Genomic DNA, 21,620 nt, shown 5'->3' on the forward strand with positions numbered 1-21,620 from the left:
GGGGCTTTGTCTTGTTCGCCCTTTGGGATTGGTTACTTTTTCCAGCGGCCCGAGAAATCAAAGGCGCTGTCATAGCCAAACAGCGCGACAGACCCCCCGGTGTGCAGAAAGACGACGCGCTCACCTTTCTTGAAATGACCCTTGCGGATCAGGTCGATAAAGCCCGCAGCCCCTTTGGCCGAATACACCGGATCGAGCAGGATTGCCTCCAATTCGGCAAACATGTGAATGGCTTCGATGCCGGATTCCGTGGGAATGCCATAGCCTTCGCCAACATAATCGGTATTGGCAACCACATCCTCACGCTTGACCACTCCGGCGCAGCCCAGCTTTTCAGCGGTCGCGCAGGCGAGGTTATAGACGTTCTCTTCTTGCTTGGCCTTGGGCGCGCGGACGCCAATGCCCAAGAGCGGAATTTGCGCGTTCATCGCCTTGAGACCGGTGATCAGCCCCGCCTGCGTGCCAGCACTGCCGGTAGCATGAACAATGTGATCCACCTTGAGCGCCCGATCATTGAACTGCGCCAGCATCTCAAAGGCGCAGTTAACATAGCCAAGCGCGCCTGTCGGGTTCGAGCCACCACCGGGAATGGTATAGACATTGCGCCCATCGGCACGGAACTTGTCCGCGACCTTTTCCATCTCGGCATTCATGTCGCCGCCACCGGGGCGCTTTTCCGTGGTCGCCCCGTGCATGTGATCCAACAGAACGTTGCCGCCATTGTTGTAATTGGCGTTGTTCGAACCCGTGCGATCCTCAAGCAGCAGGTGGCAATCCATTCCCAGTTTGGCGGCAAAGGCCGCCGTTTGACGCGCATGGTTGGATTGCGTGGCCCCTTGGGTCATCACCATATCCGCGCCCTGCAATTCTGCCTCTGCCATCAGGAATTCCAGCTTGCGGGTCTTGTTGCCGCCGGTGCTAAGGCCGGTGCAATCATCCCGCTTGATCCAGATTTCAGGACCGTTCAATTCCTTGGTCAAACGGTCCAGCCGTTCCAGCGGAGTCGGCAGATGGGCGAGAAAACGACGGGGATAGCGGGCAAGATGCATGGGTGTCCTCCATTTAACATGCGTTTTTTGCAGGCTAAAGCGGGACAATACGCGCGTCCAATGCTATTATTGTCGTATATAATGCAAGGAATGCAATATGCGGCTAGAGTGGCTGGACGATATTCTGGCAGTTGCTGATGCTGGGTCATTGGCGCGCGCCGCCGAGACACGGCATGTGAGCCAATCCGCGTTTACCCGCCGCCTACGCGCGATTGAGGACGCGCTTGGCGTGCCACTCTTTGATCGGCGGCGCAAACCCGTTGTGCTCTTGCCCGAGATCGAGGCGCAGGCGGGCGAGATGCGGGCGTTGGCCACGCAATTGCGCCACCTGCGCGAAAGCCTGATACAGCGCACCGGTACGCGGGGCCTCACGCTCGCCTGTCAGCACGCGATTACCACCACCCATTCCCCGGCGATCGTCAGCATTCTGACCGCCCAAGGAGGACGACCGGTACGGGTGCGATCCGACAACCGCGAGGAATGTCTGTTGCGCCTGCTCTCCGGCGAGGCCGATCTGGCCGTCGTTTATGCCGTGCCCGAGATTGCGCCACTCACGCTCAGCCGAAGTTTCGAACAGGTCCTGTTGGGGCGAGAGCGACTGAGGCCAGTGGCGGCCCCGCGTCTGGCGCAGGGCAGTGATCTGCCATTTATCGGCTATCCGGCAGACGTGTTTCTGGGACAGATCATGGCGCGCGCGATTCTGCCGCGTATCCCCGCAAACCGTATCCTGCGCCGCCGCGCCGAAACCGCGCTGACGCTCGCCGCCCATGAATACGCGCGCCGAGGAATCGGCGTGGCCTGGCTGCCTGAAGGCATGGTGCAACGCGATTTGGACGAAGGGCGTTTGGTGCCGCTTGATCAGGCGCTGCCGGGGCAAGACATGGAGCTTTGGATGATCCGGCTGAGTGAGCGCAACGATGACGGCTGGGCGCATGACTGGTCGCGGCTGGTCGCGGCCTTGGGCGTCTGAGACTGCTCAGATCACCCGGATCACAGCCTTGTCGATGGCCAGCATATACCCGCGCCGCGCAATATTCTTGACCAATAGCTCGCTCACCAACTGATTGCCCAACGTGTCGCGCAGGCGCTTGATGCGCGTTGCGCCGGCGGCCTCTTCGCAATCCTCGGGTTTGCGCCCCGAAATCACGGCTTCAATCTCGGCCCCGGTCATCACATCGTCATCCATCCGGGCCTCTGCCAGTACACTCAACGTTTCCATGGCGGCATCAGTCAGCTTGAACCCCATATCGTTGAGATACACTGTCTTTTCATCGCGGCTGATGAGCAGGGAACTGACCTGAATCCCCGAGCGCTCGATCTGCGCCATACGGCGGTTGAGGGTGATCAGCATCACCAGAAAAACCAGTGACGCCACCAGCAGAGCTGTTGCGAAGACCAACAGCACAAAGATCACCATCCGGTAGCTGACCAGTGTTTCTGAGAATGCCGTACCTGAAAGGGCAAGGATTTCCAGCAGTTTGATTTCGCCTTCACCGGTCAGCGCGTCATTCTCAACAAAGATCCGCTCGACCTTGGCGTTGAAGGCGTTGGCATCTGGCAGGCTGAGAAACAGGAACACCGCGGCACTGGTCAGAATTGCCACGATGGCCCCGACCCCGGCAATCACCACACGATTGCCGGATCGGCGTGCATCAGCGGCGGTGGTGGTTATCCCGCGCATCCGCGCACCCGTTGACCTATCACCTTAGGTTTCCTTCTTTGACAGCACCTTGAGCAAGGTCAGACCTTGCTGTGCCAATTGCGCCCGGAGCGCGGCCTCTGCTGAGGCGCAGGGCGCGTTTACGACGGTGACGTCGTAATACAGCTCAAGCGGTTTGTCGCGCTTGGCCTTGTATTCTACCTGACAGGCCGCCTGTGCCGTGGTTGCGGCAAGCATCAGGCCAAAGGCAAGGATAAAGGGGCGTGTTATATGTTCCATGCCGCCAAGATGCGCCAAGGCCTGCGGCTATTCAATAACTTGTGCGACGGACTGGCCGGAAAACGGCGTGTTATCTGATATCATTGGGGCGTTATTGCCTGTCTGGGCGGGCTGATCCCATCCTCGGATTACAGCGTTCGGTCATGCGGACCGACGCAAGAAAACGACCGTCAGCATCCTGAAAGGAATGACCATGCACCGCAAGTTCATCGCTCTCATCATCGGCGCGGCTCTGACCGTGTCCAGCCTTACCGCAGCCCCAGCCCAAGCCCAGAACCGCGGCGAAACCGCGGCCATCATCGCCGGGGTTGCGGCGCTGGCCATCGTTGGGGCCGCACTTGCGGATGATCGCAATCGCGACCGCGATCGTCGCAACGACTATGCCACGCGGGGTCATGGCTATCAGCAGCACTATTACTCCCCGAAACGGCACCACAAACAGGTCTACAAACCCAATCATCACCGCCACCACTACAACCAGCACCGCTCTTACGAACCGCAGCGCGGCTATGGCCGCCAGCATCAAGGGCGCCCGGTCTATCAGCGGGGCTATGGCAACCATGTCCCCTATCACCGCGACAACCATCGCAACTAGACCACTCGCTTGTGAAAGGATCATCCAATGTTCAGGAAAATTACCACAGCCCTTATTATTGGTGCCGTTGCGCTGACAACCGCCACCGCCACCCCCGCGCTTGCCCGCGACCGCAGCGACAACCGCAATCTTGCCGTGGGGATTGCCTTGGGCGCAATTGTGGGCGCGGCGATTGCCAGCAACAGCAAGCAGAAAAACAACGACGGCTATCGGGACAATGGCTCGTATCGCGACTACGACGGTCGCAATTACAGCACCCGTGACCGTCGGCATGACAAGGCCTATAACGATCACCGTTATGACAACGGTCGTGGGGGCTATGGCAAAAGTTATGGCAAGGCACAGCGCGTCAATTTGCCGGGGGCTTGCAGGGTCTATGCAGGCAACCGGGCGGGATACTCTGGCCGCTGCCTGAACCAGCGCTACGGCTCTTACACTGCCTTGCCGTCGGCCTGCGCCGTGCGGGTGGGCGGGCATCATCAGGTGATCTACCGGGATCACTGTCTGAACCAATACGGTTTCTACTGAAAACATCGCGCGCGCGCGCAAGGGAGGGGCACGCCCCTCCCTTTGCATTTGCGCTCGGATCATGCGACGTGGGGTCATGCTTGGCCCTGATTTCACCCATGAACGCGCCGCCCTGTCAGAGGGGTATCTCCGCATTGCCGGGGTGGATGAGGTTGGGCGCGGGCCATTGGCTGGTCCGGTGACGGCCGCCGCCGTGATCCTTGATCCGGGCAATATTCCCGAGGGGTTGAACGACTCAAAGAAACTCAGCGCGGCGCGACGTGCCATACTTTGTGAGGCTATCCATGCCTCTGCCGAGGTCAGCGTGGCCCATGCCAGCGTCGCAGAGATTGATCAGCTCAACATTCTGCGCGCCGCGCATCTGGCGATGGAGAGGGCGATTGCAGCACTCGATCCTCCGCCCGATCTTGTCCTGATTGACGGTAACCTGATCCCGCGTGGCCTGACCCTGCCCGCCCGTGCCATTGTGCGCGGCGATGCGGTCTCGGTTTCGATTGCGGCGGCCTCAATTGTGGCGAAAATCAGGCGCGATCAGATCATGTGGGATTTAGCGCAACAGTTCCCCGGCTATGGCTGGGAACGGAACGCCGGATACCCGTCGAAAAGCCACAGAGAGGCGCTCCTAAATCTTGGTGTGACCCCACATCATAGACGTTCGTTCAAGCCGGTGCACAACATATTGTATCAAGAAAATAACTAACCCTCTGATTCAAAAAAGAATTTGACGGCGAATCGGGTTTGACTCATCTTGGTCTCCAACGACCAGAGCGCAGAAGCGCCGGGACAGAGGCAGAAGATGACGACAATGACCAAAGCCAAGGGCGCGCCTGCGCTCCCTCTCAATACGATTATCGCCGGGGATTGCATCGAGGTGATGAACAGCTTGCCAGAGGCAAGCGTTGATCTCATCTTTGCTGATCCGCCTTATAATCTACAACTCAAGGGCGACCTGCATCGACCCGACAATAGCCAAGTGGATGCGGTCGATGATGCTTGGGACCAATTTGCAAGTTTCGCCGCCTACGACAAGTTCACCCAAGACTGGCTCAAGGCGGCGCGCCGCTTGCTCAAACCTCATGGGGCAATCTGGGTCATCGGCTCTTATCACAACATCTTTCGGGTCGGTGCGGCGCTGCAGGATGCGGGCTATTGGATCCTGAACGATGTGATCTGGCGCAAATCCAACCCGATGCCGAATTTTCGCGGCAAGCGCCTGACCAACGCCCACGAAACGATGATCTGGGCGTCGAAATCCGAGGGTGCGAAGTACACCTTCAATTACGAGGCGCTGAAATCGCTCAACGACGGGGTGCAGATGCGCTCGGATTGGGTGCTGCCGCTCTGCACCGGGCATGAGCGGCTCAAGGATGACAACGGCGACAAGGCGCATCCGACGCAAAAACCCGAGAGCCTGTTGCACCGCGTTCTTGTTGGATCGACCAATCCCGGCGATGTCGTACTGGACCCGTTTTTTGGCACGGGCACCACAGGTGCCGTGGCCAAGATGCTGGGCCGCGATTACATCGGGATTGAACGTGAGGCGGCCTATCGCGGTGTTGCGGAAAAGCGGCTTGCGAATATCCGTAAATTCGACCGCGACGCGCTTCAGGTTTCGACATCCAAACGGGCAGAGCCCCGTGTGCCCTTTGGTCAGTTGATCGAGCGCGGAATGTTGCGCCCCGGTGAGGTTCTGACCTCGATCAACGGCAAAGCGGCCAAGGTGCGTGCCGATGGCACATTGGTGGCCGATGGCGTTAACGGCTCGATCCATCAGATCGGTGCGCATCTCGAAGGCGCACCCTCGTGCAACGGCTGGACCTATTGGTGCTTCAAGCGCGAGGGCAAGGTGGTGCCCATCGACGTGCTACGCCAGCAAATTCGCTCGGAAATGGAAGAGCGTCCAAACTGATTACCTAGACACCGCCGGTGCCCAAGGCCTGACTTTCTCGGGCACCATTGACTTGCCCCGCCCTCATGGCGGGGCTTTTTTTGTCATCGGTCCGGTGCAGGCGTGACCAGATCAGCCATCTCGGAAAAAAGCATATCTGGCTGCAACAGTCTGTGTTTTATATCCCAAAGCGCCGCAATGCGCCCCTCCGACAGCACATGCCCGGCCATCGCACCCAGCTTGGCGCGCACGTCCGCTTCGGGCATAGGGGCCTCTGGGCCGCCACGCGCGTTGGCATCGCCTGAGGTCAGTCGCCGCCCGTCCTGCAGGATCGCTGTCACATCAGACCAGCGCCCGCCGGGAAAGCGGGCAGAATGGCGCGGTTCTTCACGCACCGTGATCCGCGCGTGCAGGCCGGCGACCTCCGGATCATTCAGGCCCGAACCGGTGATGTGCTCTGGCCCGATGCGCCCATGCACCAGCAGCGTGGCAAGCGCAAAGCCCAGCGAATACTGCGCCTCGCTCGTCGTCTTGGGAAGGCCCGGAAAAAGGGCGGCGGATTGGGCAAATGTCGCCACTTCAAGCCGCTCAATCTCTGCGGCGCGCAGCCCTTGCTCAACCATCAGCACACGCACCCCTTCCAGCGCGCCATGCGCCCAACGGCAAATCGGATAGGGTTTGATGTAGTTGCGCAGGATGGTCCAATCCTGTCCCAAATCTTCCCAAATATGCGCCACGTCTTCTCTCTCTACCGTAATCGCGGGCGCGCCGGTAAAGCCGCGTTCTGCAAGAAACAGTGACGAAATTCCTACAAGCGCCCCCATTCCCGATCCGTCATGCAACATGGTAGGATTGGCAATTTCGCGCATCATCTGGCTGCGCGGCCCATGATATTCCGCGATCCCCAGAGCCTCGCGCAACACATCCGAGGTCTGCCTGCGCAGATGCGCCCCAAGGGCCGCAACACCCAGCGCATTCCAAGCGCCCGAGGTATGGTAATCGCTGACCGTGGCATGAAGCGCCACACCGGCCCGTGCCGCCACCTCATAGCCCATCGCAAGCGCAGTGAGCGCCTGCCGCCCGGTCAACTGTGGATGCTGCCCAGCATAGGCAAAGAGCGCCGGCACCAACGCGCAGCCGATATGCCCTTTGGTCGGGTTGTAGCCGTCATGCCCATCAAGATTGTCGATCTGCGTAGCAAGCGCCCAAGCCGCCCCAGGCACTGCACAGGTTCGCCCGTCAAATAGCAAAGTTGCGCTGTGTTTGTCACTAGACGCCGCATGAAACTCTACCGCGAAATCGCGTGCAATCTGACCAACCTCCAGTGTCGCAGCCCCCGCAGCGACGCCGAGCGTGTCAATCAGCAGGAGGGCAATACGCTCCAGCACCTCTTGCGGAACGTCAAGCGCGGGATCGAGCACGAATTTCGCGACGCGGTCGAATTGAGGGCGGTCTAGAACACAGGACATCTGAGCAACTTTCTGCAAGAGGGACTGCCCCAAAGTGGCGTGTTTACACGCCGGTTTGACGGCTGTTTGCGACATTTCCTGTCTCGCATTCTCCTCTTGCAGCGCGCAGAACCGGCTGTTAGCAATCAGGCATATCCGTTGGGGTGCCCGTGTTCAGGGCTGAGAGGTGCAAAGCCAACCCATCGAACCTGATCCGGGTGATGCCGGCGTAGGGAACGGACCTCAGCACGCCCGGTGCGCACTCCGTCCGTTTCCCCGCAAGATGAGAGGAACGGCAGATGATTGCCACAGCTTTGACAATCGCGGGCTCCGACAGCGGCGGCGGCGCGGGTATTCAGGCAGATCTCAAGACGTTTTCGGCACTGGGCGTCTATGGAACGAGCGTGATTACCGCCGTGACAGCCCAAAACACCTGTGCGGTGACCGATGTGCATCCCATCCCTAACGCGACTGTTGAAGCACAGATTTTAGCTGTTTTAGGCGATATCAGGGTCGATTGTATCAAGATCGGCATGCTGGGCGACGCAGGTCTCATAGAAACAGTGGCGCGGGCTCTGGCCGAATATCATGGCCCCATCGTCCTTGATCCCGTGATGGTCGCAAAATCCGGCGCGCGCCTTTTGCCGGACGCTGCGCGTGCCGCCCTCGTGGAACACCTTGTGCCACGTGCCGATCTCCTCACCCCGAACCTGCCAGAGGCGGCAGCACTTTTGGGCATGTCAGAGGCGCGCGACAGTACGGAAATGCAGGCGCAGGGCGCGCTTCTGCGGGACATGGGTGCCGTGGCCGTCTTGATGAAGGGCGGGCACGCGCAAGGCGAGACTTGCACCGATTGGCTGATTGCTGACGCAACATACCGCCTCGACGCCCCCCGCATCGCCACGCGCAACACCCACGGCACTGGCTGCACGCTATCATCGGCCATTGCGGCACATCTCGCAAAGGGACTAACCTTGCCAAAAGCGGTTGAGGCTGCGCATGGCTGGTTGCATCGCGCCATTCTCGCCGCAGATGCCCTGGAAATTGGCAAGGGCCATGGCCCGGTGCACCACTTTCACGAGGTTTGGACATGACAGGGCCTGTCACCATCCGGGGCGCGGGCATCGTTGGCCTCTGCGTGGCAACCGACCTTGTCGCGCGTGGCATTGACGTTATTTTACGCGATCCCGCACCATCACCCGGCGCGCATGCCTGCTCTTGGTGGGCGGGCGGCATGCTGGCCCCATTTTGCGAGGGCTTTTCCGCAGAAGAGCCGGTGGTGCGATTGGGTCAAGCGGCCGCCGATTGGTGGGCGGCACAGGGAGTTGAGGTAATCCGACGGGGCTCGCTCGTTGTCACCTTGCAGCGCGACCGCCGCGAACTGGACCAATTCGCCCGCCGAACCATGGGGCATCGATTTGTAACAGGCGAAGAATTGGCCATGTTAGAGCCGCATTTGGTTGAGCGCCACGACCGCGCACTGTTCTTTCCTGATGAGGCGCATATCAATCCTCGCGCGGCACTGCATCACCTGCACAAGCGCCTGGTGGACGCAGGCGTGCGATTCGAACAAGATGCGGCAGAGCCTCATGGTTCAGTGATCGACTGTCGCGGCCTCGCCGCGCAGGACAGTTTGCCCGATCTGCGGGGGGTCAAGGGAGAGATGCTGGTGCTGCGCAGCCGTGATGTGACCCTGACAAGGCCCATTCGCCTGTTGCACCCGCGGTTTCCACTCTACATCGTGCCACGGGGCGATGGTGTATTCATGCTGGGTGCGACACAGATCGAGAGCACAGAGCGCGGCCGTGCCTCGGCTCGGTCCGTGATGGAGCTGCTGTCGGCTGCCTATGCTCTGCACCCCGCTTTTGGCGAGGCGGAGGTGCTGGAAATTGGCGCTGATGCGCGCCCTGCTTTCCCCGACAACCTTCCGCGCCTTTCCCGCAAGGGGGGCACAGTTTATGTCAACGGCCTCTTTCGCCACGGCTTCCTCTTGTCGCCTGCGGTGGCGCGTATGGCAGCAGAGATGGTCTCGGGCGATACTCAGACACCGGAGTTTTATCATGAAGATCACGGTTAACGGCACTGTGCAGGACACCGCTGCACCATCGCTTGATGCGTTGCTGATCGAGCTGGGTTATGGCGCGGCCAAGGTGGCGACTGCAGTGAACGAAAGTTTTGTTCCTGCTGCAATGAGACCAGAACAGAGACTGAATGACGGCGACCGGATCGAAATCGTCGCACCACGGCAAGGGGGCTGACATGCCTGTATTCTACGAGACCGAGATCACCTCGCGGCTGATGCTAGGCACTGCGCAATATCCCTCGCCCGCGATCCTCGCCGATGCCTTCAAACGCTCTGGCGCGGGCATCGCCACCGTCTCTGTGCGGCGTGAGGCAGGGGGCGAGCGCGCGGGCCAAGCGTTTTGGGATATGATCCGCGACCTTGATGTGCGCGTGCTGCCCAATACCGCCGGCTGCCATTCGGTCCGGGAGGCTGTAACAACGGCTCAGATGGCGCGGGAACTGTTTGACACGCGCTGGATCAAGCTTGAGGTGATCGGCCACGCCGACACCCTGCAGCCAGACCCCTTTGGTCTGGTCGAAGCGGCGCGCATCCTGACCGAGGACGGATTTCAGGTGTTTCCTTATTGCACCGAAGACCTTGTGCTCTGCGAGCGCCTGGTAGAGGCGGGATGCCAGGTGTTGATGCCTTGGGGCGCCCCGATTGGTACGGGGCTTGGCCTCAATAACATCTACGGCCTTCGCTCTTTGCGTGCGCATTTCCCCGATCTGCCGCTGGTGATCGACGCAGGCCTAGGCCTGCCAAGCCAAGCGGCGCATGCGATGGAACTAGGCTATGACGCAGTGCTGCTTAACACAGCCGTGGCCAAGGCAGGCGATCCGGCGTCGATGGCCGACGGGTTCGCCCGCGCATTGGAGGCAGGGCGCCTTGCCTATGAGGCCGACCCGATGGAGCCGCGCGATATGGCCGCCCCCTCGACCCCCGTGTTAGGAAGGGCCTTTACCTGATGTCTCTGCCGCGTTTCTATCCGATTTTCGATCACACGGACTGGCTTCGCCGCGTGCTGCCACTTGGTGTTAAACTCGTGCAGTTGCGCATCAAGGATCTTACGGGCGAGGCCTTGAACGCGCAAATTACGCAGGCAGAGAGCCTATGTCGGACCCATGGTGCCACTCTCGTGGTCAACGATCATTGGCAAGCCGCGATTGATACAGGCGCGACTTGGGTGCATCTGGGGCAGGAGGATCTCGACACCGCCGACATTCCCGCCATGCGCCGTGCCGGGCTGAAGCTGGGGCTTAGCACCCATGATCATGCGGAGCTTGACCGGGCTCTCTCGCACGATCCTGATTACGTGGCGCTTGGTCCGGTCTATCCCACCATCCTGAAAAAGATGAAGTGGCACGAACAGGGTCTGGACAAGTTGACCGAATGGAAGCGCCTGATCGGCGACGTTCCCTTGGTCGCCATCGGGGGCATGTCGGTTGAGCGGGCGGGTGGGGCCTATGCGGCCGGGGCGGATATCGTGTCTGCCGTGACAGATATCACGCTCAATCCCGACCCCGAGGCGCGGGTGCAGCACTGGATTGAGGTCACGCGATGACCCGTTATGCACGTCAGATCGCCCTGCCCGCGTTTGGGGTTGCTGGTCAGGATCGGCTTGCGGCGGCGCATGTGCTGGTGGTGGGTGCGGGCGGCTTGGCCGCCCCGGTGCTGCAATACCTCGTGGGCGCAGGTGTGGGGCGCATCACGCTGATGGATGGCGACCGGGTCAGTCTCAGCAACTTGCACCGTCAAACGCTGTTTCGCATGGCGGATATCGGCCAACCAAAGGCGCAGGTTGCCGCGGCACACATGACCTTGCTAAATCCAGATTGCAAGATTTCAGCCGTATTAGAGCCGCTTGATCCGGTCAATGCACCGGGCCATGTCGCGGTCGTTGATCTTGTGCTCGACTGCGCTGACAGTTTCGCGGCAAGTTACATATTGTCCGACACCTGCCATGGCTTGGGCAAGCCGCTGATCAGCGCGTCCATCGTTGGCACCTCTGGCTACGTCGGTGGCTTTTGCGGCGGCGCGCCCTCGTTGCGTGCGCTGTTTCCGGACCTGCCAGACCGATTAGGCAGTTGCGATGCTGATGGCGTGTTTGGTCCCGCTGTCGGTGTTATGGGCAGTCTTCAGGCGCAGATGGCAATCGCGATTTTAGCCGGAATAGAGCCTGATCCATTGGGGCAGCTTGTGACCTTTGAGGCGATCGGTTCCCGCTTCGGCGGCTTCCGCTTTGACAAAGCACCAGAGCCAGAGGATGGATTTCATTTTATTGCCCCCGCTCAGATCACGCCCTCCGATTGGCTGATCGACCTGCGCGCCGAGGCAGAGAGCGGGCCCGCTTTGCCAAACGCCATCCGCCGTAGCGTTTCGGATTTCGAATACCCCACCACGCATCCGCAGGGGCCGCGCGCGGTGCTCGCGTGCCGCTCTGGTTTGCGGTCATGGCAAGCCGCAACACGGCTGCGCGGCCACTGGGACGGCGAAATTGCCCTGATCGCCCTTGGCGACGTTCAACAGGAGACAGATACATGAAACACCTCACCCTGATCTTTGCCCTTTTGGCCAGCCCGGCCATGGCGCAGGACAAGATGACCCTGATCCTCGATTGGTTCATAAACCCCGATCACGGGCCCATCATTCTGGCCGAGGAATTGGGATATTTCAAAGAAGCCGGACTCGAGGTAGAGGTCATTGCCCCCGCCGACCCAAGTGATCCGCCCAAGATGGTCGCCGCCGGGCAAGCCGATCTTGCGATTTCCTATCAGCCGCAATTGCACATGCAGATCGAGAATGGCCTTCCGCTGCGCCGCGTTGGCACGCTCGTTGCCACGCCGCTCAATTGTCTCTTGGTGTTAGAGGATGGGCCGATCAAATCCACGGCTGACCTTAAGGGCCGCAAGGTTGGTTTTTCGGTGGCTGGCGTCGAAGAAGTGCTGCTTTCAACAATTCTTGCGCAGCATGGCCACAGCCTGAGCGATATCGAACTGGTCAGCGTCAACTGGTCGCTGTCGCCCTCGCTCATGTCCGGTCAGGTCGATGCGGTGATCGGCGCCTATCGTAACTTCGAGCTTAATCAGATGGAGATCGAAGGCGTGCCGGGCCGCTGTTTCTATATCGAGGAAGAAGGTGTGCCCGCCTATGACGAGCTGATCTATGTCGCCAATCCCGATTCGATGGATGCCGAGATGATCCGCCGCTTTCTGCACGCCACTGAGCGCGCAACGCAGTACATCATGAACCATCCGCAAGACAGCTGGGAGATTTTCGCAGGCACTTCGCCCGAATTGCAGGATGAGCTTAATGAAAAGGCTTGGGTTGACACTTTTCCACGCTTTGCAACCCGGCCCGCCGCCTTGGATCACGCGCGCTACAAGCGGTTTGAACAATTCCTGCTCGACGCAGGAATGATCAGTGACGCGACCCCGGTTTCCGGGCTTGCCATGGACCTGAACGCAGAATGACGCGCGATTACGGAACGACCTTTCCCCGCTTGCGCGATGCGGCGGGCACGGTCTGGCAGGACTATACGCATCACGCCTTTGTCGAAGGATTGGGTAACGGCACGTTACCGCGCAAGGCCTTCCTTGGTTATCTCGTGCAGGATTACGTATTCCTAATCCATTTTGCGCGGGCTTGGGCGCTCGCTGTGACCAAAGCCGATGCGCTCGAGGAAATGCGCGCCTGCGCCGCCACCGTTGATGCGCTGGTCAATCACGAACTTAGCCTGCATGTGAAAACCTGCGCCGAGGCGGGGCTAAGCGAGGCGGATCTCTACACCGCCGAAGAGCATCCCGCCAACCTTGCCTATACGCGCTACGTGCTTGACGCGGGCCATTCTGGCAATTTCCTTGACCTTCTGGCCGCCCTTACCCCATGCGTCATGGGCTATGGCGAGATTGGCGCGCGGCTAGGGCCGGTGCCTGCGGATCACCCCTATGCGGATTGGATCAACACCTATGCAGGCGACGCCTATCAACAGGTTTGTCGCGATTCTGGCACGCTCTTTGACGGAGCCGTCCTTCTGCGGCTGGGAGCAGGTGCCGAGACAACCCCGGCCTGGGGGCGGCTATGCCAGCGTTTTACTACGGCGACGCGATTAGAGGTAAGCTTTTGGGATATGGGCCTGTCGTTTGGGGCGTGAAACGCTCAGGTCGCGCGGCTGACCACCACTGCGAAAAGCGCGATATACGTAAGCTGGTGCGCGGCCTGATCGAGCCCGAGGTAATACCAAAACCTCGGGTCGATCTCGGTCAGATCCTCTATGCGCACGAGACGCGCCTTGGACCAGTCTATGTGATAATGCAGCGCCACCTCTGCCAGCACGAGACCAAGAGCAAAGTTCCAAGGTAGAGCAAACCATAGCAGGATAGGCAGGCTGAGTATCCCATGCACCCCGGCGTGCACGATACCCGACAGATGCCCATACCTTCCTTTGTTCCGTGCGATCCATGCCGTCTGGAACTGAAAATCGCCAAGGTAATGCTTGATCTGAAACAGGATCAAAAGAAGGCACAGATCAAAAATACTCATCGTGAAAACCTCGGCAATTGCCATGAATGCTGGGCTCTGAACGAACACTCCGTCGGAAACTTGGTTTGATACAATTTGGATCTAACGGTAATTTCCTTAGTCTATCACATCTCGCGGGCATTTGCATCACCGGCGCGGCAAACCCATCGAGACGAGCGTTTCCAGGTCATCCTTGATCCCCGCCACCAGCGCGGGCCATTTTGGAAAGTGAAACCCGTATTTGATTACATCCAACGAGAAATCTGGCCGCACGGTCAAGGCCTGCGCCAAGGCACGCTCTGCCGTGGTCTGATCCCCGGCGCGCAGGGATAGAACAGCATAGGCGGAATGCACAAAGGCCTCCGCCCCAGGATTGCGCGCCGCAGGTTCGAGATACTGGCGCATATTCTCACCCAAGCTCATGTCGCGCATCCAGATGGCAACGGCGAGCATCCAGTAAAAGGACCACAGCATCGGATCCTGAGGGCTGAGGCGAATGGCCTCTAGCCCGGCCGCTTCCATCTCTTCGGTGTTGGGGTTCTTTTGGAAGAGGTTGATAAAGGTCTGCGCGTTATAGATCAGCGCATCGTTGTGATTGAGCGCCCGCGCGCGGGCCAACGCCTCTCTGGCATCGTTTTCTTGCCCTTGCAGCGTCAAAAGTTGCGCAAGCGTGATATGCCCAAGCTCGAGCCTGTCATCCAATTCGATGGCGCGATTGGCGTGAAACATGCCCTTCACCACATCCTCGCGGGGATTGCGGCTCCGGCCCGAGTAAATCCGCACCGCATGAACACGTCCTATCAGCGCATGGGGCAAAGCATAGGTCGGATCTGCCTCGGCGGCGGCATGAAAGAGGGCGGTTGCGTTACGGACGCCGCCAGAGGTGCGCATGTCAATCTCGGTCAGGCCACGCTGGCACATTTCCCAAGCTGACAGGCTCTCGGTGGGTTTGGCGCGCGACATGGCACGCTCATGCGCGCCAATCTCCGGTGTCAGCCCAGTCACGATACAGCGCGTGATGTCATCTTGCAGCGCAAAGAGATCAGCCATGTCGCGATCATAGCGATCAGACCATATCTGACGACCTGTCTCGGCCTCGATCAGTTGTGCGGTGACACGCAGACGGGCACCCGCACGGCGCACAGCACCTTTGACCACATAGCGCACACGCATGTCCTGCGCGATCTGGCGCATGTCTTGCGCGCGGTCTTTATACGCAAAGGAGGAGCCGCGTGCGATGACAAAAAGCGAGCGAAACCGCGACAACTCGTTGATCAAATCTTCGGCGATCCCATCCGCCAGAAACCCATCCTCGACCGAAGAGGACAAGTTATCGAAGGGCAGCACGATGACAGAAGGACGATCTGCGCTCTGGGTGACGGTGCTGCGGTTCTCGGCTTCGACCCCGGTTGTGACATGCCAAACCTCAACCGGCGTGGGGATGTTTCGGACAAATTGCATGCCTTGCCCGGTGATCGTCAGGCCCGGTTCCCGCGCCAGCATGTCGCGCACCGTGCGTGACACGCAAATGCCGCCGGGTGCCGATAGGGTTTCAAGCCGCGCCGCAATATTGACGACATCGCCCAGAACATCGCTTCCGTCGATCAGGACACTGCCGTGGTTTATCCCCACGCGCAGCCAGATACGCAGGTCGTCGGGTTCCTGAAGCTGATGCGCGGCAATAGCGCGTTGCGCGCTCAAAGAGGCATGGACCGCTGCGGCAGGGCCGGGGAATTCCACCAAAAGCCCGTCGCCCATGGATTTGACGACCCGTCCACCATGATCAGCAATCGCCGGGTCAATAATGGCGTGCCGCAAGATGCGCAGCCGCTCAAACACCCCCTCCTCGTCCATTGCGACGAGGCGAGAAAACCCCACCACATCCGCGGCGGCGATAGTTGTCGCCCTGCGCTCCAGCGCTTTCACCTCTGTCCCCTTCGTCGCGGCGCCCGTTCCGCCCCCAAAGTTTAAGGTAAGCGGGTGATCTTTGTCACCTGAGCATTTTGAGTGATACTTAGCGTCGGGGCCATTTGTTTCCAGATATCAAGCCAACCTTTTGACAAAACGGTAACTGCTGGCTTGTCGCTGAAAATCAGACCAAGGGTCAGGGGCAATGAAATCCAGATCATGCCATAATAGGCTGGGATTTGTTTCAGCGGGCCATATCCCTGCACCGAATAGGCATATTCCAGCATTCCTGTCAGGATCAGCAGATCATTCTTGGCGAGAAAATCGTAGAAGCTGTCATATTGCAGCAACTCCTTCGGCGCACTCAGCGGCATCGGCAGGGTAAGCCCACGGTAGATCGCCAAGAGCACGTCATACTCTGCAAGACGCACAAAGATTTCGGCCTTGACCTTATCCTCATTGAACCCGGCCATCCAGTTTTCCGGATCGGCAAAGGGCTGGTTGGCCTCGTAGTAACCTTTGAGCAGGGTGTAGTCGTCATAATCCATCAAGGTGGCCGGGGCAGGCACGCCGGGAAACTGCCCTGTCGTCACCATGGCGCGGATTGAATGGCCTGCGGGGTCCTGGTGATCGGCGGTCAGAAACATGCCCTCGCGGATATTCCCGTCCATGAACCCGCAGGCGGCAAAATGCGCGGCCATCTTGTCATACGCGGGTGAGAGATAGCAGGTGCCCAATTCACAGGGTGTGGGTTGCCCATTGGGCGATGGTGTATCGTAGGTGACGGTATGCGTTTTGCCTCCGAAACGGTCTGTGGATTCGAGGATTTCGACATTGGTATAGCCCAAACCTTGCAGCCGATGCGCGAACATCATGCCCGAAGGCCCAGCCCCCAGCACAATGATAGGCGCCCCTTTGTCGGCAGGTAGCGACCAACCCAGCGCCGCCTGCTGATCCAGCAGCATCCCGCCATATTGCCAGCACTGCAGCACGGATTCAAAGCAGGTCGAGCCATGCACAAAAACCGTGTTGTTCTTGCCCTGCAGGCCCAGATAATTCCACGGTCCGCCACCGCGAAGACCCGTATTATCGAAATGGTCGAAATAGGGCGTCCGCAGATCGACCGGCGCGCCGGTGCTGTCGGTCACAATCTCATAATCCGGATAAGGCCACCAATCGAGCGTCGGCAGCGTCTGCTCCAGATTGGCGAGAAACTCCGCCTCGGTCATTGGCGGATTGGCCGGACCCTGTAGCTGATACACGGTGACAAGGTTCTCAGTCATGGAGTTGGCGGTCTCTAACGAGAATTGCTTGGCTGTTTCGTTGCGATACCCACTGACATGGCCCGCCATGGCCGAAATCTCTGTCGGCGCTAAAATGATGCCATATTGCGGCGCAGGATTGGGCACCTTTACCCTCACCAAAGTGGTGTGAAAGGTAAAGTTGGTCAGCTGACCAAAGACCGCTGTTTCTGCTGCGGTATAGTCACAAATACTGCTCAGATTGCGTGGCTCGCAGGCGACGACCAAAAGATCGCAAGTTTTGGTGACTGGGGCAGCCCCATCAATGGCAACGGTCAGCGTGACGGCTGGAGAGGTTGTTGTGGGCGTCAAAACAGGTCTCCTGGAATCAGTGATGAAAAACTGGCCCGAAACGGGGCAATTTTGACGCTACACTGATTTGCGTAACGGTTGAATCTTTTATGCGGGGCACAAGCCTTGCGCGCAGAGCTCTAGCGATAGGTGCGCTCTTCAATCGGGGTTTCGTCAATCCGGGCCAATAGCCGATCAAGCAGGCTTTGTTCCGCCCGATTGAGCACGGCGCGCGGATTCCAGACAACGTGCACATCAACCGCCGCCGTCTGATCATAGGGGGGTAACTGCCACAAAAGCCCGTCTCGCACATCGCGCTCCGCCACATGCAACGGCAGCGGACCCACGCCAATTCCCGCGATGATCATGCGCCGCACCTCTTCCAGATGGCTGGAGGTGGCGATGATCTGATCCCCCAATTCCGCCTGTGCCCGCATCAAGGTTACGGGTTTGAGGGCGTCTTGCAATCGGTCGGTTTCAAAGCTGACGGCCGAGCGCCCAGCAAGGTCCGCCCGCGTGAGATCACGTTGCCCAAACAGCGCATGGCGCGGCCCGCAAAACAAGCCAAAGAACTCTCGATAAAGGCGCATATACTCTAGCTTGGGGTTGCGCTGATGCACAAGGCAGATGGCAAAGGAGGCCGAGCGCGCCGACACCGTTTCAATCGCCTGCGCAGAAGAATGCACCTCGATTGCCAACGTCGCGCGGGGGTTTTCAGCATGGAACTCTGCCAGAACCTGATCAAAAAGCGGGCAGATCACGTGAGAGGCCAAAGACAGGCGCACATGACCCGTCACCTCATCCGTCATATCGCGCATGAGGGTCGAGAGGCGCAAAATAGAGCCTTGGATATCCAGCGCCTCGCGATACAGAACCTCGCCCGCCTCGGTCAGTGCGAAATGCCCCGGTGTGCGGTGAATAAGACGTTTGCCAACCCGTTCCTCTAACCGTTTCAACGCTGTAGACACAGACGGCTGCGTCAGCCGCAACCGATGTGCAGCATCCGTAACAGAGCTGGACTGCGCCAGCGTGACAAAGGTGCGCAAGAGGTTCCAATCCATCTCGCGCATGATGCGTTCGGGGCTGTTACGATCATCCATAGGCTACATCTATTGTCACAATTCCCATTATCTATTTGATTAATGATGGCCTGCTTTGCACCCTCATCGCAAGCCCGCATTTGACGGGTCGCGCATGAAAGGGAGACGCATGTCGGTTGAGGCCCGCGAAGCGAGGCAGCCGTGGATTCTGTTGTCACCCGCCTTGGGGGCGGTGACGCTTCTTTTGCTTGTGCCGCTCATGTTCATCGTCGTCTATTCGTTCTGGCTGCGCTCGGCGATGGGCGCGGATACGGTCGGCTTCTACCTCGACAACTGGCAAAAAGCCCTCACGGATCGGTTTTACCGCGACATCCTGCTCAACACGTTGAAAATCGCGGCAATCACCACGGCAATCTGTGCCCTGATGGGGTATCCGGCGGCCTATTTCATCGCCCGTTCGCGCGGCAACAAGATGGTGCTGCTGCTCTTGCTTATGCTGCCGTTCTGGATCAGCTATATCATCCGCACGATGAGCTGGATCAACATTCTGGGCACATCCGGCGCGCTCAATTCCCTGCTCTTGTCGCTTGGCATCATCAACGAGCCGATCCAGATGCTGTATAACGAGGCCACGGTGATCCTCGGGCTTGTGCATTTCTTGCTGCCCTTCATGGTGCTCAATGTCTACGTGAGCCTTGAGGGCATCGACACAAATCTGGAGGATGCTGCCAATTCGCTGGGGGCAACACGGTGGCAGGCGTTTACCCAAGTCACCTTGCCGCTCTCGCTTCCCGGCCTCGCGGCGGGCGGCTTGCTCTGCTTTGTGCTGGGCGCTGGCACCTATATTACCCCGGTGATTCTTGGCGGGCCACGCGATGCGATGTTCGCAAATCTGGTGTTTGAGGCGATCATCACCCAGTTGAACTGGCCACTTGGATCGGCGCTGTCGCTCTTGCTGTTGATCGTATTGGGGCTGCTGGTCGCCATCTACAACCGCTATCTCGGCATGGCGCAACTGGCCAAGGGGCTGGGCTGATGGGGTGGCAGATCATCCGCGCTTGGACCGTTATGGTCTATGCTTTCATGTTTTTGCCGGTGGCGGTGGTGGTGCTATTGTCATTTAACGCCAACCAATTCGGCAGTTTTCCGATGACTGGCGTATCGCTGCATTGGTTTCAGGAACTGTGGAATAACGACGCCGTGATGCGCGCCTTTCGCACGTCGCTTGTGCTTGGTCTGATGACCGCGGTGATCTCGACGACCTTGGGGATTTTGGCAAGCCTTGCCTTGGTCCGCTACAACATCCCCGGTCGCAACGCGATCACCACGCTGCTGATTGCGCCTATCCTTGTGCCAGAGGTGGTGCTGGCGGTGGCGCTCTTGCTGTTTCTCAACTGGCTGGGCATCGGCAAGAGTTTCGCACTGCTTCTGGCAGGGCATGTGATCTTTACCCTGCCCTTCGTGATCCTTGTGGTGCAGGCGCGTCTTGTCAGCATCAAGCGCGATGTAGAAGAGGCCGCACTCAGCCTCGGCGCCTCGCCGGTGCAGACCTTCTTTTCCGTGACCCTGCCGTTGATGCTGCCCGCCGTCGCGGCGGGGGCGCTCTTTGCTTTCACCATCAGCTTTGACGACATCACCGGCACGCTCTTTTGGAAACCCGGCGGGGTCGAGACCGTGCCGACGCAGATCTTCTCGATGCTGCGCAATTCGATCAGTCCGGAAATCAACGCCCTTGGCACCGTGATGATCGTGATGACCGTGGGCCTGCCGCTGCTCGGAGCGGCGGTGGCCCGCAAACTCGCCATGAAAGGCGGCACTTAAGAACCGCATTAACCCTCAACAAGGAGAATTAAAAATGGACAATACCAAACGATACGAAAGACTGCTCGACCGCTATCGCAACGGCGATCTGGACCGGCGCAATTTCCTGGGCCTGATCGGCGCTGCGGGCCTCGCATATGGTGTGCAGACACCCTTTGCCAAGTTCGCCCAGGCTCAGGATGTGAAACAGGTCCGGTTTGATGGCTGGGGCGGGGTGGTGTCTGAAGCGTTCCGCAAACATGCGTTTGACCCTTACACAGCAGAAACCGGGATTACCGTGGTCGATGGCACCTTTGCGGGCGGCGATGAATATCTGGCACAGGTCCGCTCTAGCCAAGAGGGTGAATATAACATCGCGCATCTGTCCGGCGTGTTCGACTATGCGCGCTATGTGAACTTTGGCCTGACAGTCGAGTTGAACCTCGACAACATCCCCAACATGGCGCTGGTGATGGATGCGCTGACCAATGCCTTCCGCCGGGTGACCCCGGATTACCTCTCGGCTGTGCCTTATGACTATGGAACCACGGGGCTGGCCTATAATCGCAAGTACATCTCAGATGAGGAGATGAAAGAAAAAGGTGCCTCGATCCTCATTGACGCCGCTTACAAGGGCAAGATCGGCGGTTGGTCAGATTGGCGCACGCGGGTCTGGTATGGCGCGTTGCAGACCGGTCAGGACCCGAACAACATTCAGGATATGGAAGCGGTCTGGGATGCGATCCGCAGCCATCGCGATCTGGCGCTGAAATATTGGTCCTCGGGCGCAGAGCTGATGAGCCTTCTGGCCGAAGAAGAGATCTACGTCACCGAAGGCTGGTCTGGCCGCATCGCCGCCCTTCAACAGCAGGGCCACGACATCGGCTATTATGACGCGCCCGGCAGCTTTGCTTGGCAGGAATGTCTGCACGTGCTCAAGGGCAGCCCGGTTGAGGCATGTGAGGAGTTGCTGAACTTTATGCTCGCGCCTGAAACCTCAATCGCTGTGGCCGAGGGGCAGAATTATCCGCCCGCTCTGGATGGGACCAAGGTGGATCTGGGGTCCAAGATCCCAACCCTGCCCGCCTACGACCCAACCGGCACGCTTGAATCGCTGACCTTTGCCAACCCGACGTACTGGAACGGCAATGAGGCCGAATGGTCCGAAACCTTCAGCCGCGTGCAGCGCGGGTATTGAGCCAGAACCGCGTCCCGATATGGGGCGCGGTCCACCCCGAGAGGACCCCGCG

24 protein-coding genes and 1 riboswitch are annotated in these 21,620 nt (G+C 59.3%); of the genes, 16 read left to right on the plus strand and 8 right to left on the minus strand.

Annotated elements, in window-relative coordinates; translation table 11 throughout:
* Positions 1-32: 32 nt before the first annotated feature.
* A complete protein-coding gene (locus ROSMUCSMR3_RS09410; protein ID WP_008281270.1) occupies positions 33-1,049 on the minus strand; it encodes a D-cysteine desulfhydrase in 1,017 nt (338 codons plus the stop codon).
* Between the two features lie 97 nt (positions 1,050-1,146).
* Between ROSMUCSMR3_RS09410 and ROSMUCSMR3_RS09415 the strand changes: the two genes are divergently transcribed.
* Positions 1,147-2,019 carry a LysR family transcriptional regulator gene (locus tag ROSMUCSMR3_RS09415; RefSeq protein WP_081507161.1) on the plus strand — a complete coding sequence of 291 codons (873 nt, stop codon included), beginning with the start codon at positions 1,147-1,149 and terminating at the stop codon, positions 2,017-2,019.
* A 6-nt stretch (positions 2,020-2,025) separates the two neighbouring features.
* On the opposite strand, the gene ROSMUCSMR3_RS09420 is transcribed toward ROSMUCSMR3_RS09415, so the two are convergent.
* Positions 2,026-2,730, minus strand: a complete 705-nt coding sequence (locus ROSMUCSMR3_RS09420; protein ID WP_008281268.1) for a winged helix-turn-helix domain-containing protein — start codon at positions 2,728-2,730, stop codon at positions 2,026-2,028.
* Positions 2,731-2,754: 24 nt separating this feature from the next.
* Positions 2,755-2,988: a hypothetical protein gene (locus ROSMUCSMR3_RS09425; protein ID WP_081508590.1), complete on the minus strand. Its 234-nt coding sequence runs from the start codon at positions 2,986-2,988 to the stop codon at positions 2,755-2,757.
* A 193-nt stretch (positions 2,989-3,181) separates the two neighbouring features.
* Between ROSMUCSMR3_RS09425 and ROSMUCSMR3_RS09430 the strand changes: the two genes are divergently transcribed.
* The 4 genes from ROSMUCSMR3_RS09430 (at position 3,182) to ROSMUCSMR3_RS09445 (ending at position 6,020) form a co-directional block, all read left to right on the plus strand.
* Positions 3,182-3,583, plus strand: a complete 402-nt coding sequence (locus tag ROSMUCSMR3_RS09430; protein ID WP_237183570.1) for a hypothetical protein — start codon at positions 3,182-3,184, stop codon at positions 3,581-3,583.
* Between the two features lie 27 nt (positions 3,584-3,610).
* Positions 3,611-4,111, plus strand: coding sequence for a hypothetical protein (locus tag ROSMUCSMR3_RS09435; protein WP_008281265.1), 501 nt, complete (start codon positions 3,611-3,613; stop codon positions 4,109-4,111).
* Positions 4,112-4,187: 76 nt separating this feature from the next.
* Positions 4,188-4,811, plus strand: coding sequence for a ribonuclease HII (locus ROSMUCSMR3_RS09440; RefSeq protein WP_081507163.1), 624 nt, complete (start codon positions 4,188-4,190; stop codon positions 4,809-4,811).
* Between the two features lie 96 nt (positions 4,812-4,907).
* Entirely contained in the window at positions 4,908-6,020 is a 1,113-nt protein-coding gene (locus ROSMUCSMR3_RS09445; RefSeq protein ID WP_081507164.1) for a site-specific DNA-methyltransferase, read from the plus strand.
* A gap of 83 nt (positions 6,021-6,103) precedes the next feature.
* Here ROSMUCSMR3_RS09445 and ROSMUCSMR3_RS09450 read toward each other — a convergent pair whose 3' ends face one another.
* A complete protein-coding gene (locus ROSMUCSMR3_RS09450) occupies positions 6,104-7,468 on the minus strand; it encodes an MmgE/PrpD family protein (protein ID WP_081507165.1) in 1,365 nt (454 codons plus the stop codon).
* Between the two features lie 129 nt (positions 7,469-7,597).
* A riboswitch (TPP riboswitch) is annotated at positions 7,598-7,700 on the plus strand.
* A gap of 46 nt (positions 7,701-7,746) precedes the next feature.
* On the opposite strand from ROSMUCSMR3_RS09450, the gene thiD reads away from it, so the two are divergent.
* From thiD to tenA, 8 genes are read left to right on the plus strand one after another with little or no spacing between them, the layout of a single operon-like run.
* On the plus strand, positions 7,747-8,541 hold the full coding sequence (thiD, locus tag ROSMUCSMR3_RS09455; protein ID WP_081507166.1) for a bifunctional hydroxymethylpyrimidine kinase/phosphomethylpyrimidine kinase: 795 nt from the start codon (positions 7,747-7,749) through the stop codon (positions 8,539-8,541).
* Entirely contained in the window at positions 8,538-9,524 is a 987-nt protein-coding gene (locus ROSMUCSMR3_RS09460; RefSeq protein WP_081507167.1) for an FAD-dependent oxidoreductase, read from the plus strand. The genes thiD and ROSMUCSMR3_RS09460 overlap by 4 nt, the downstream gene beginning before the upstream one ends.
* A complete protein-coding gene (gene thiS, locus ROSMUCSMR3_RS09465; RefSeq protein WP_081507168.1) occupies positions 9,508-9,705 on the plus strand; it encodes a sulfur carrier protein ThiS in 198 nt (65 codons plus the stop codon). Before ROSMUCSMR3_RS09460 ends, thiS begins: the two co-directional genes overlap by 17 nt.
* Before the next feature lies 1 nt (position 9,706).
* Positions 9,707-10,477, plus strand: a complete 771-nt coding sequence (locus tag ROSMUCSMR3_RS09470; protein WP_081507169.1) for a thiazole synthase — start codon at positions 9,707-9,709, stop codon at positions 10,475-10,477.
* The gene (locus ROSMUCSMR3_RS09475; protein WP_081507170.1) at positions 10,477-11,073 is read left to right on the plus strand and encodes a thiamine phosphate synthase; all 597 of its coding nucleotides are present in this window, start codon (positions 10,477-10,479) and stop codon (positions 11,071-11,073) included. The genes ROSMUCSMR3_RS09470 and ROSMUCSMR3_RS09475 overlap by 1 nt, the downstream gene beginning before the upstream one ends.
* Entirely contained in the window at positions 11,070-12,053 is a 984-nt protein-coding gene (locus ROSMUCSMR3_RS09480; protein WP_081507171.1) for a HesA/MoeB/ThiF family protein, read from the plus strand. Before ROSMUCSMR3_RS09475 ends, ROSMUCSMR3_RS09480 begins: the two co-directional genes overlap by 4 nt.
* A complete protein-coding gene (locus ROSMUCSMR3_RS09485; protein ID WP_081507172.1) occupies positions 12,050-12,982 on the plus strand; it encodes an ABC transporter substrate-binding protein in 933 nt (310 codons plus the stop codon). Before ROSMUCSMR3_RS09480 ends, ROSMUCSMR3_RS09485 begins: the two co-directional genes overlap by 4 nt.
* The gene (gene tenA, locus ROSMUCSMR3_RS09490; protein WP_081507173.1) at positions 12,979-13,662 is read left to right on the plus strand and encodes a thiaminase II; all 684 of its coding nucleotides are present in this window, start codon (positions 12,979-12,981) and stop codon (positions 13,660-13,662) included. The genes ROSMUCSMR3_RS09485 and tenA overlap by 4 nt, the downstream gene beginning before the upstream one ends.
* A gap of 5 nt (positions 13,663-13,667) precedes the next feature.
* On the opposite strand, the gene ROSMUCSMR3_RS09495 is transcribed toward tenA, so the two are convergent.
* The 4 genes from ROSMUCSMR3_RS09495 to ROSMUCSMR3_RS09510 all read right to left on the minus strand — a co-directional run bounded on the left by ROSMUCSMR3_RS09495 (position 13,668) and on the right by ROSMUCSMR3_RS09510 (position 18,630).
* Positions 13,668-14,051 carry a DUF3307 domain-containing protein gene (locus ROSMUCSMR3_RS09495; protein WP_237183571.1) on the minus strand — a complete coding sequence of 128 codons (384 nt, stop codon included), beginning with the start codon at positions 14,049-14,051 and terminating at the stop codon, positions 13,668-13,670.
* Positions 14,052-14,177: 126 nt separating this feature from the next.
* A complete protein-coding gene (locus ROSMUCSMR3_RS09500; RefSeq protein ID WP_050775758.1) occupies positions 14,178-15,956 on the minus strand; it encodes an adenylate/guanylate cyclase domain-containing protein in 1,779 nt (592 codons plus the stop codon).
* Between the two features lie 41 nt (positions 15,957-15,997).
* Entirely contained in the window at positions 15,998-17,551 is a 1,554-nt protein-coding gene (locus ROSMUCSMR3_RS09505) for an NAD(P)-binding protein (RefSeq protein WP_008281251.1), read from the minus strand.
* 119 nt (positions 17,552-17,670) lie between these two features.
* A complete protein-coding gene (locus ROSMUCSMR3_RS09510) occupies positions 17,671-18,630 on the minus strand; it encodes a LysR family transcriptional regulator (RefSeq protein ID WP_008281250.1) in 960 nt (319 codons plus the stop codon).
* 94 nt (positions 18,631-18,724) lie between these two features.
* On the opposite strand from ROSMUCSMR3_RS09510, the gene ROSMUCSMR3_RS09515 reads away from it, so the two are divergent.
* Genes ROSMUCSMR3_RS09515 through ROSMUCSMR3_RS09525 form a run of 3 tightly spaced genes read left to right on the plus strand, consistent with a single transcriptional unit; the run spans position 18,725 to position 21,568 of the window.
* The gene (locus tag ROSMUCSMR3_RS09515; protein WP_237183572.1) at positions 18,725-19,606 is read left to right on the plus strand and encodes an ABC transporter permease; all 882 of its coding nucleotides are present in this window, start codon (positions 18,725-18,727) and stop codon (positions 19,604-19,606) included.
* Complete coding sequence (locus tag ROSMUCSMR3_RS09520; RefSeq protein ID WP_081507176.1) at positions 19,606-20,391, plus strand: ABC transporter permease; 786 nt, start codon at positions 19,606-19,608, stop codon at positions 20,389-20,391. Before ROSMUCSMR3_RS09515 ends, ROSMUCSMR3_RS09520 begins: the two co-directional genes overlap by 1 nt.
* A gap of 34 nt (positions 20,392-20,425) precedes the next feature.
* Entirely contained in the window at positions 20,426-21,568 is a 1,143-nt protein-coding gene (locus ROSMUCSMR3_RS09525) for an ABC transporter substrate-binding protein (protein WP_008281247.1), read from the plus strand.
* Positions 21,569-21,620: the final 52 nt, after the last annotated feature.

Origin of the sequence: Roseovarius mucosus (assembly GCF_002080415.1) — a bacterium.
GTDB classification, from domain to species: Bacteria; Pseudomonadota; Alphaproteobacteria; order Rhodobacterales; family Rhodobacteraceae; genus Roseovarius; species Roseovarius mucosus_A.

Excerpts from the sequence above, each read along its gene's own strand:
- ROSMUCSMR3_RS09410 (WP_008281270.1), bottom strand. The coding sequence starts at position 1,049 with ATGCATCTTGCCCGCTATCCCCGTCGTTTTCTCGCCCATCTGCCGACT.
- ROSMUCSMR3_RS09415 (WP_081507161.1), top strand. The coding sequence starts at position 1,147 with ATGCGGCTAGAGTGGCTGGACGATATTCTGGCAGTTGCTGATGCTGGG.
- ROSMUCSMR3_RS09420 (WP_008281268.1), bottom strand. The coding sequence starts at position 2,730 with ATGCGCGGGATAACCACCACCGCCGCTGATGCACGCCGATCCGGCAAT.
- ROSMUCSMR3_RS09425 (WP_081508590.1), bottom strand. The coding sequence starts at position 2,988 with ATGGAACATATAACACGCCCCTTTATCCTTGCCTTTGGCCTGATGCTT.
- ROSMUCSMR3_RS09430 (WP_237183570.1), top strand. The coding sequence starts at position 3,182 with ATGCACCGCAAGTTCATCGCTCTCATCATCGGCGCGGCTCTGACCGTG.
- ROSMUCSMR3_RS09435 (WP_008281265.1), top strand. The coding sequence starts at position 3,611 with ATGTTCAGGAAAATTACCACAGCCCTTATTATTGGTGCCGTTGCGCTG.
- ROSMUCSMR3_RS09440 (WP_081507163.1), top strand. The coding sequence starts at position 4,188 with ATGCTTGGCCCTGATTTCACCCATGAACGCGCCGCCCTGTCAGAGGGG.
- ROSMUCSMR3_RS09445 (WP_081507164.1), top strand. The coding sequence starts at position 4,908 with ATGACGACAATGACCAAAGCCAAGGGCGCGCCTGCGCTCCCTCTCAAT.
- ROSMUCSMR3_RS09450 (WP_081507165.1), bottom strand. The coding sequence starts at position 7,468 with ATGTCCTGTGTTCTAGACCGCCCTCAATTCGACCGCGTCGCGAAATTC.
- thiD (WP_081507166.1), top strand. The coding sequence starts at position 7,747 with ATGATTGCCACAGCTTTGACAATCGCGGGCTCCGACAGCGGCGGCGGC.
- ROSMUCSMR3_RS09460 (WP_081507167.1), top strand. The coding sequence starts at position 8,538 with ATGACAGGGCCTGTCACCATCCGGGGCGCGGGCATCGTTGGCCTCTGC.
- thiS (WP_081507168.1), top strand. The coding sequence starts at position 9,508 with ATGAAGATCACGGTTAACGGCACTGTGCAGGACACCGCTGCACCATCG.
- ROSMUCSMR3_RS09470 (WP_081507169.1), top strand. The coding sequence starts at position 9,707 with ATGCCTGTATTCTACGAGACCGAGATCACCTCGCGGCTGATGCTAGGC.
- ROSMUCSMR3_RS09475 (WP_081507170.1), top strand. The coding sequence starts at position 10,477 with ATGTCTCTGCCGCGTTTCTATCCGATTTTCGATCACACGGACTGGCTT.
- ROSMUCSMR3_RS09480 (WP_081507171.1), top strand. The coding sequence starts at position 11,070 with ATGACCCGTTATGCACGTCAGATCGCCCTGCCCGCGTTTGGGGTTGCT.
- ROSMUCSMR3_RS09485 (WP_081507172.1), top strand. The coding sequence starts at position 12,050 with ATGAAACACCTCACCCTGATCTTTGCCCTTTTGGCCAGCCCGGCCATG.
- tenA (WP_081507173.1), top strand. The coding sequence starts at position 12,979 with ATGACGCGCGATTACGGAACGACCTTTCCCCGCTTGCGCGATGCGGCG.
- ROSMUCSMR3_RS09495 (WP_237183571.1), bottom strand. The coding sequence starts at position 14,051 with ATGAGTATTTTTGATCTGTGCCTTCTTTTGATCCTGTTTCAGATCAAG.
- ROSMUCSMR3_RS09510 (WP_008281250.1), bottom strand. The coding sequence starts at position 18,630 with ATGGATGATCGTAACAGCCCCGAACGCATCATGCGCGAGATGGATTGG.
- ROSMUCSMR3_RS09515 (WP_237183572.1), top strand. The coding sequence starts at position 18,725 with ATGAAAGGGAGACGCATGTCGGTTGAGGCCCGCGAAGCGAGGCAGCCG.
- ROSMUCSMR3_RS09520 (WP_081507176.1), top strand. The coding sequence starts at position 19,606 with ATGGGGTGGCAGATCATCCGCGCTTGGACCGTTATGGTCTATGCTTTC.
- ROSMUCSMR3_RS09525 (WP_008281247.1), top strand. The coding sequence starts at position 20,426 with ATGGACAATACCAAACGATACGAAAGACTGCTCGACCGCTATCGCAAC.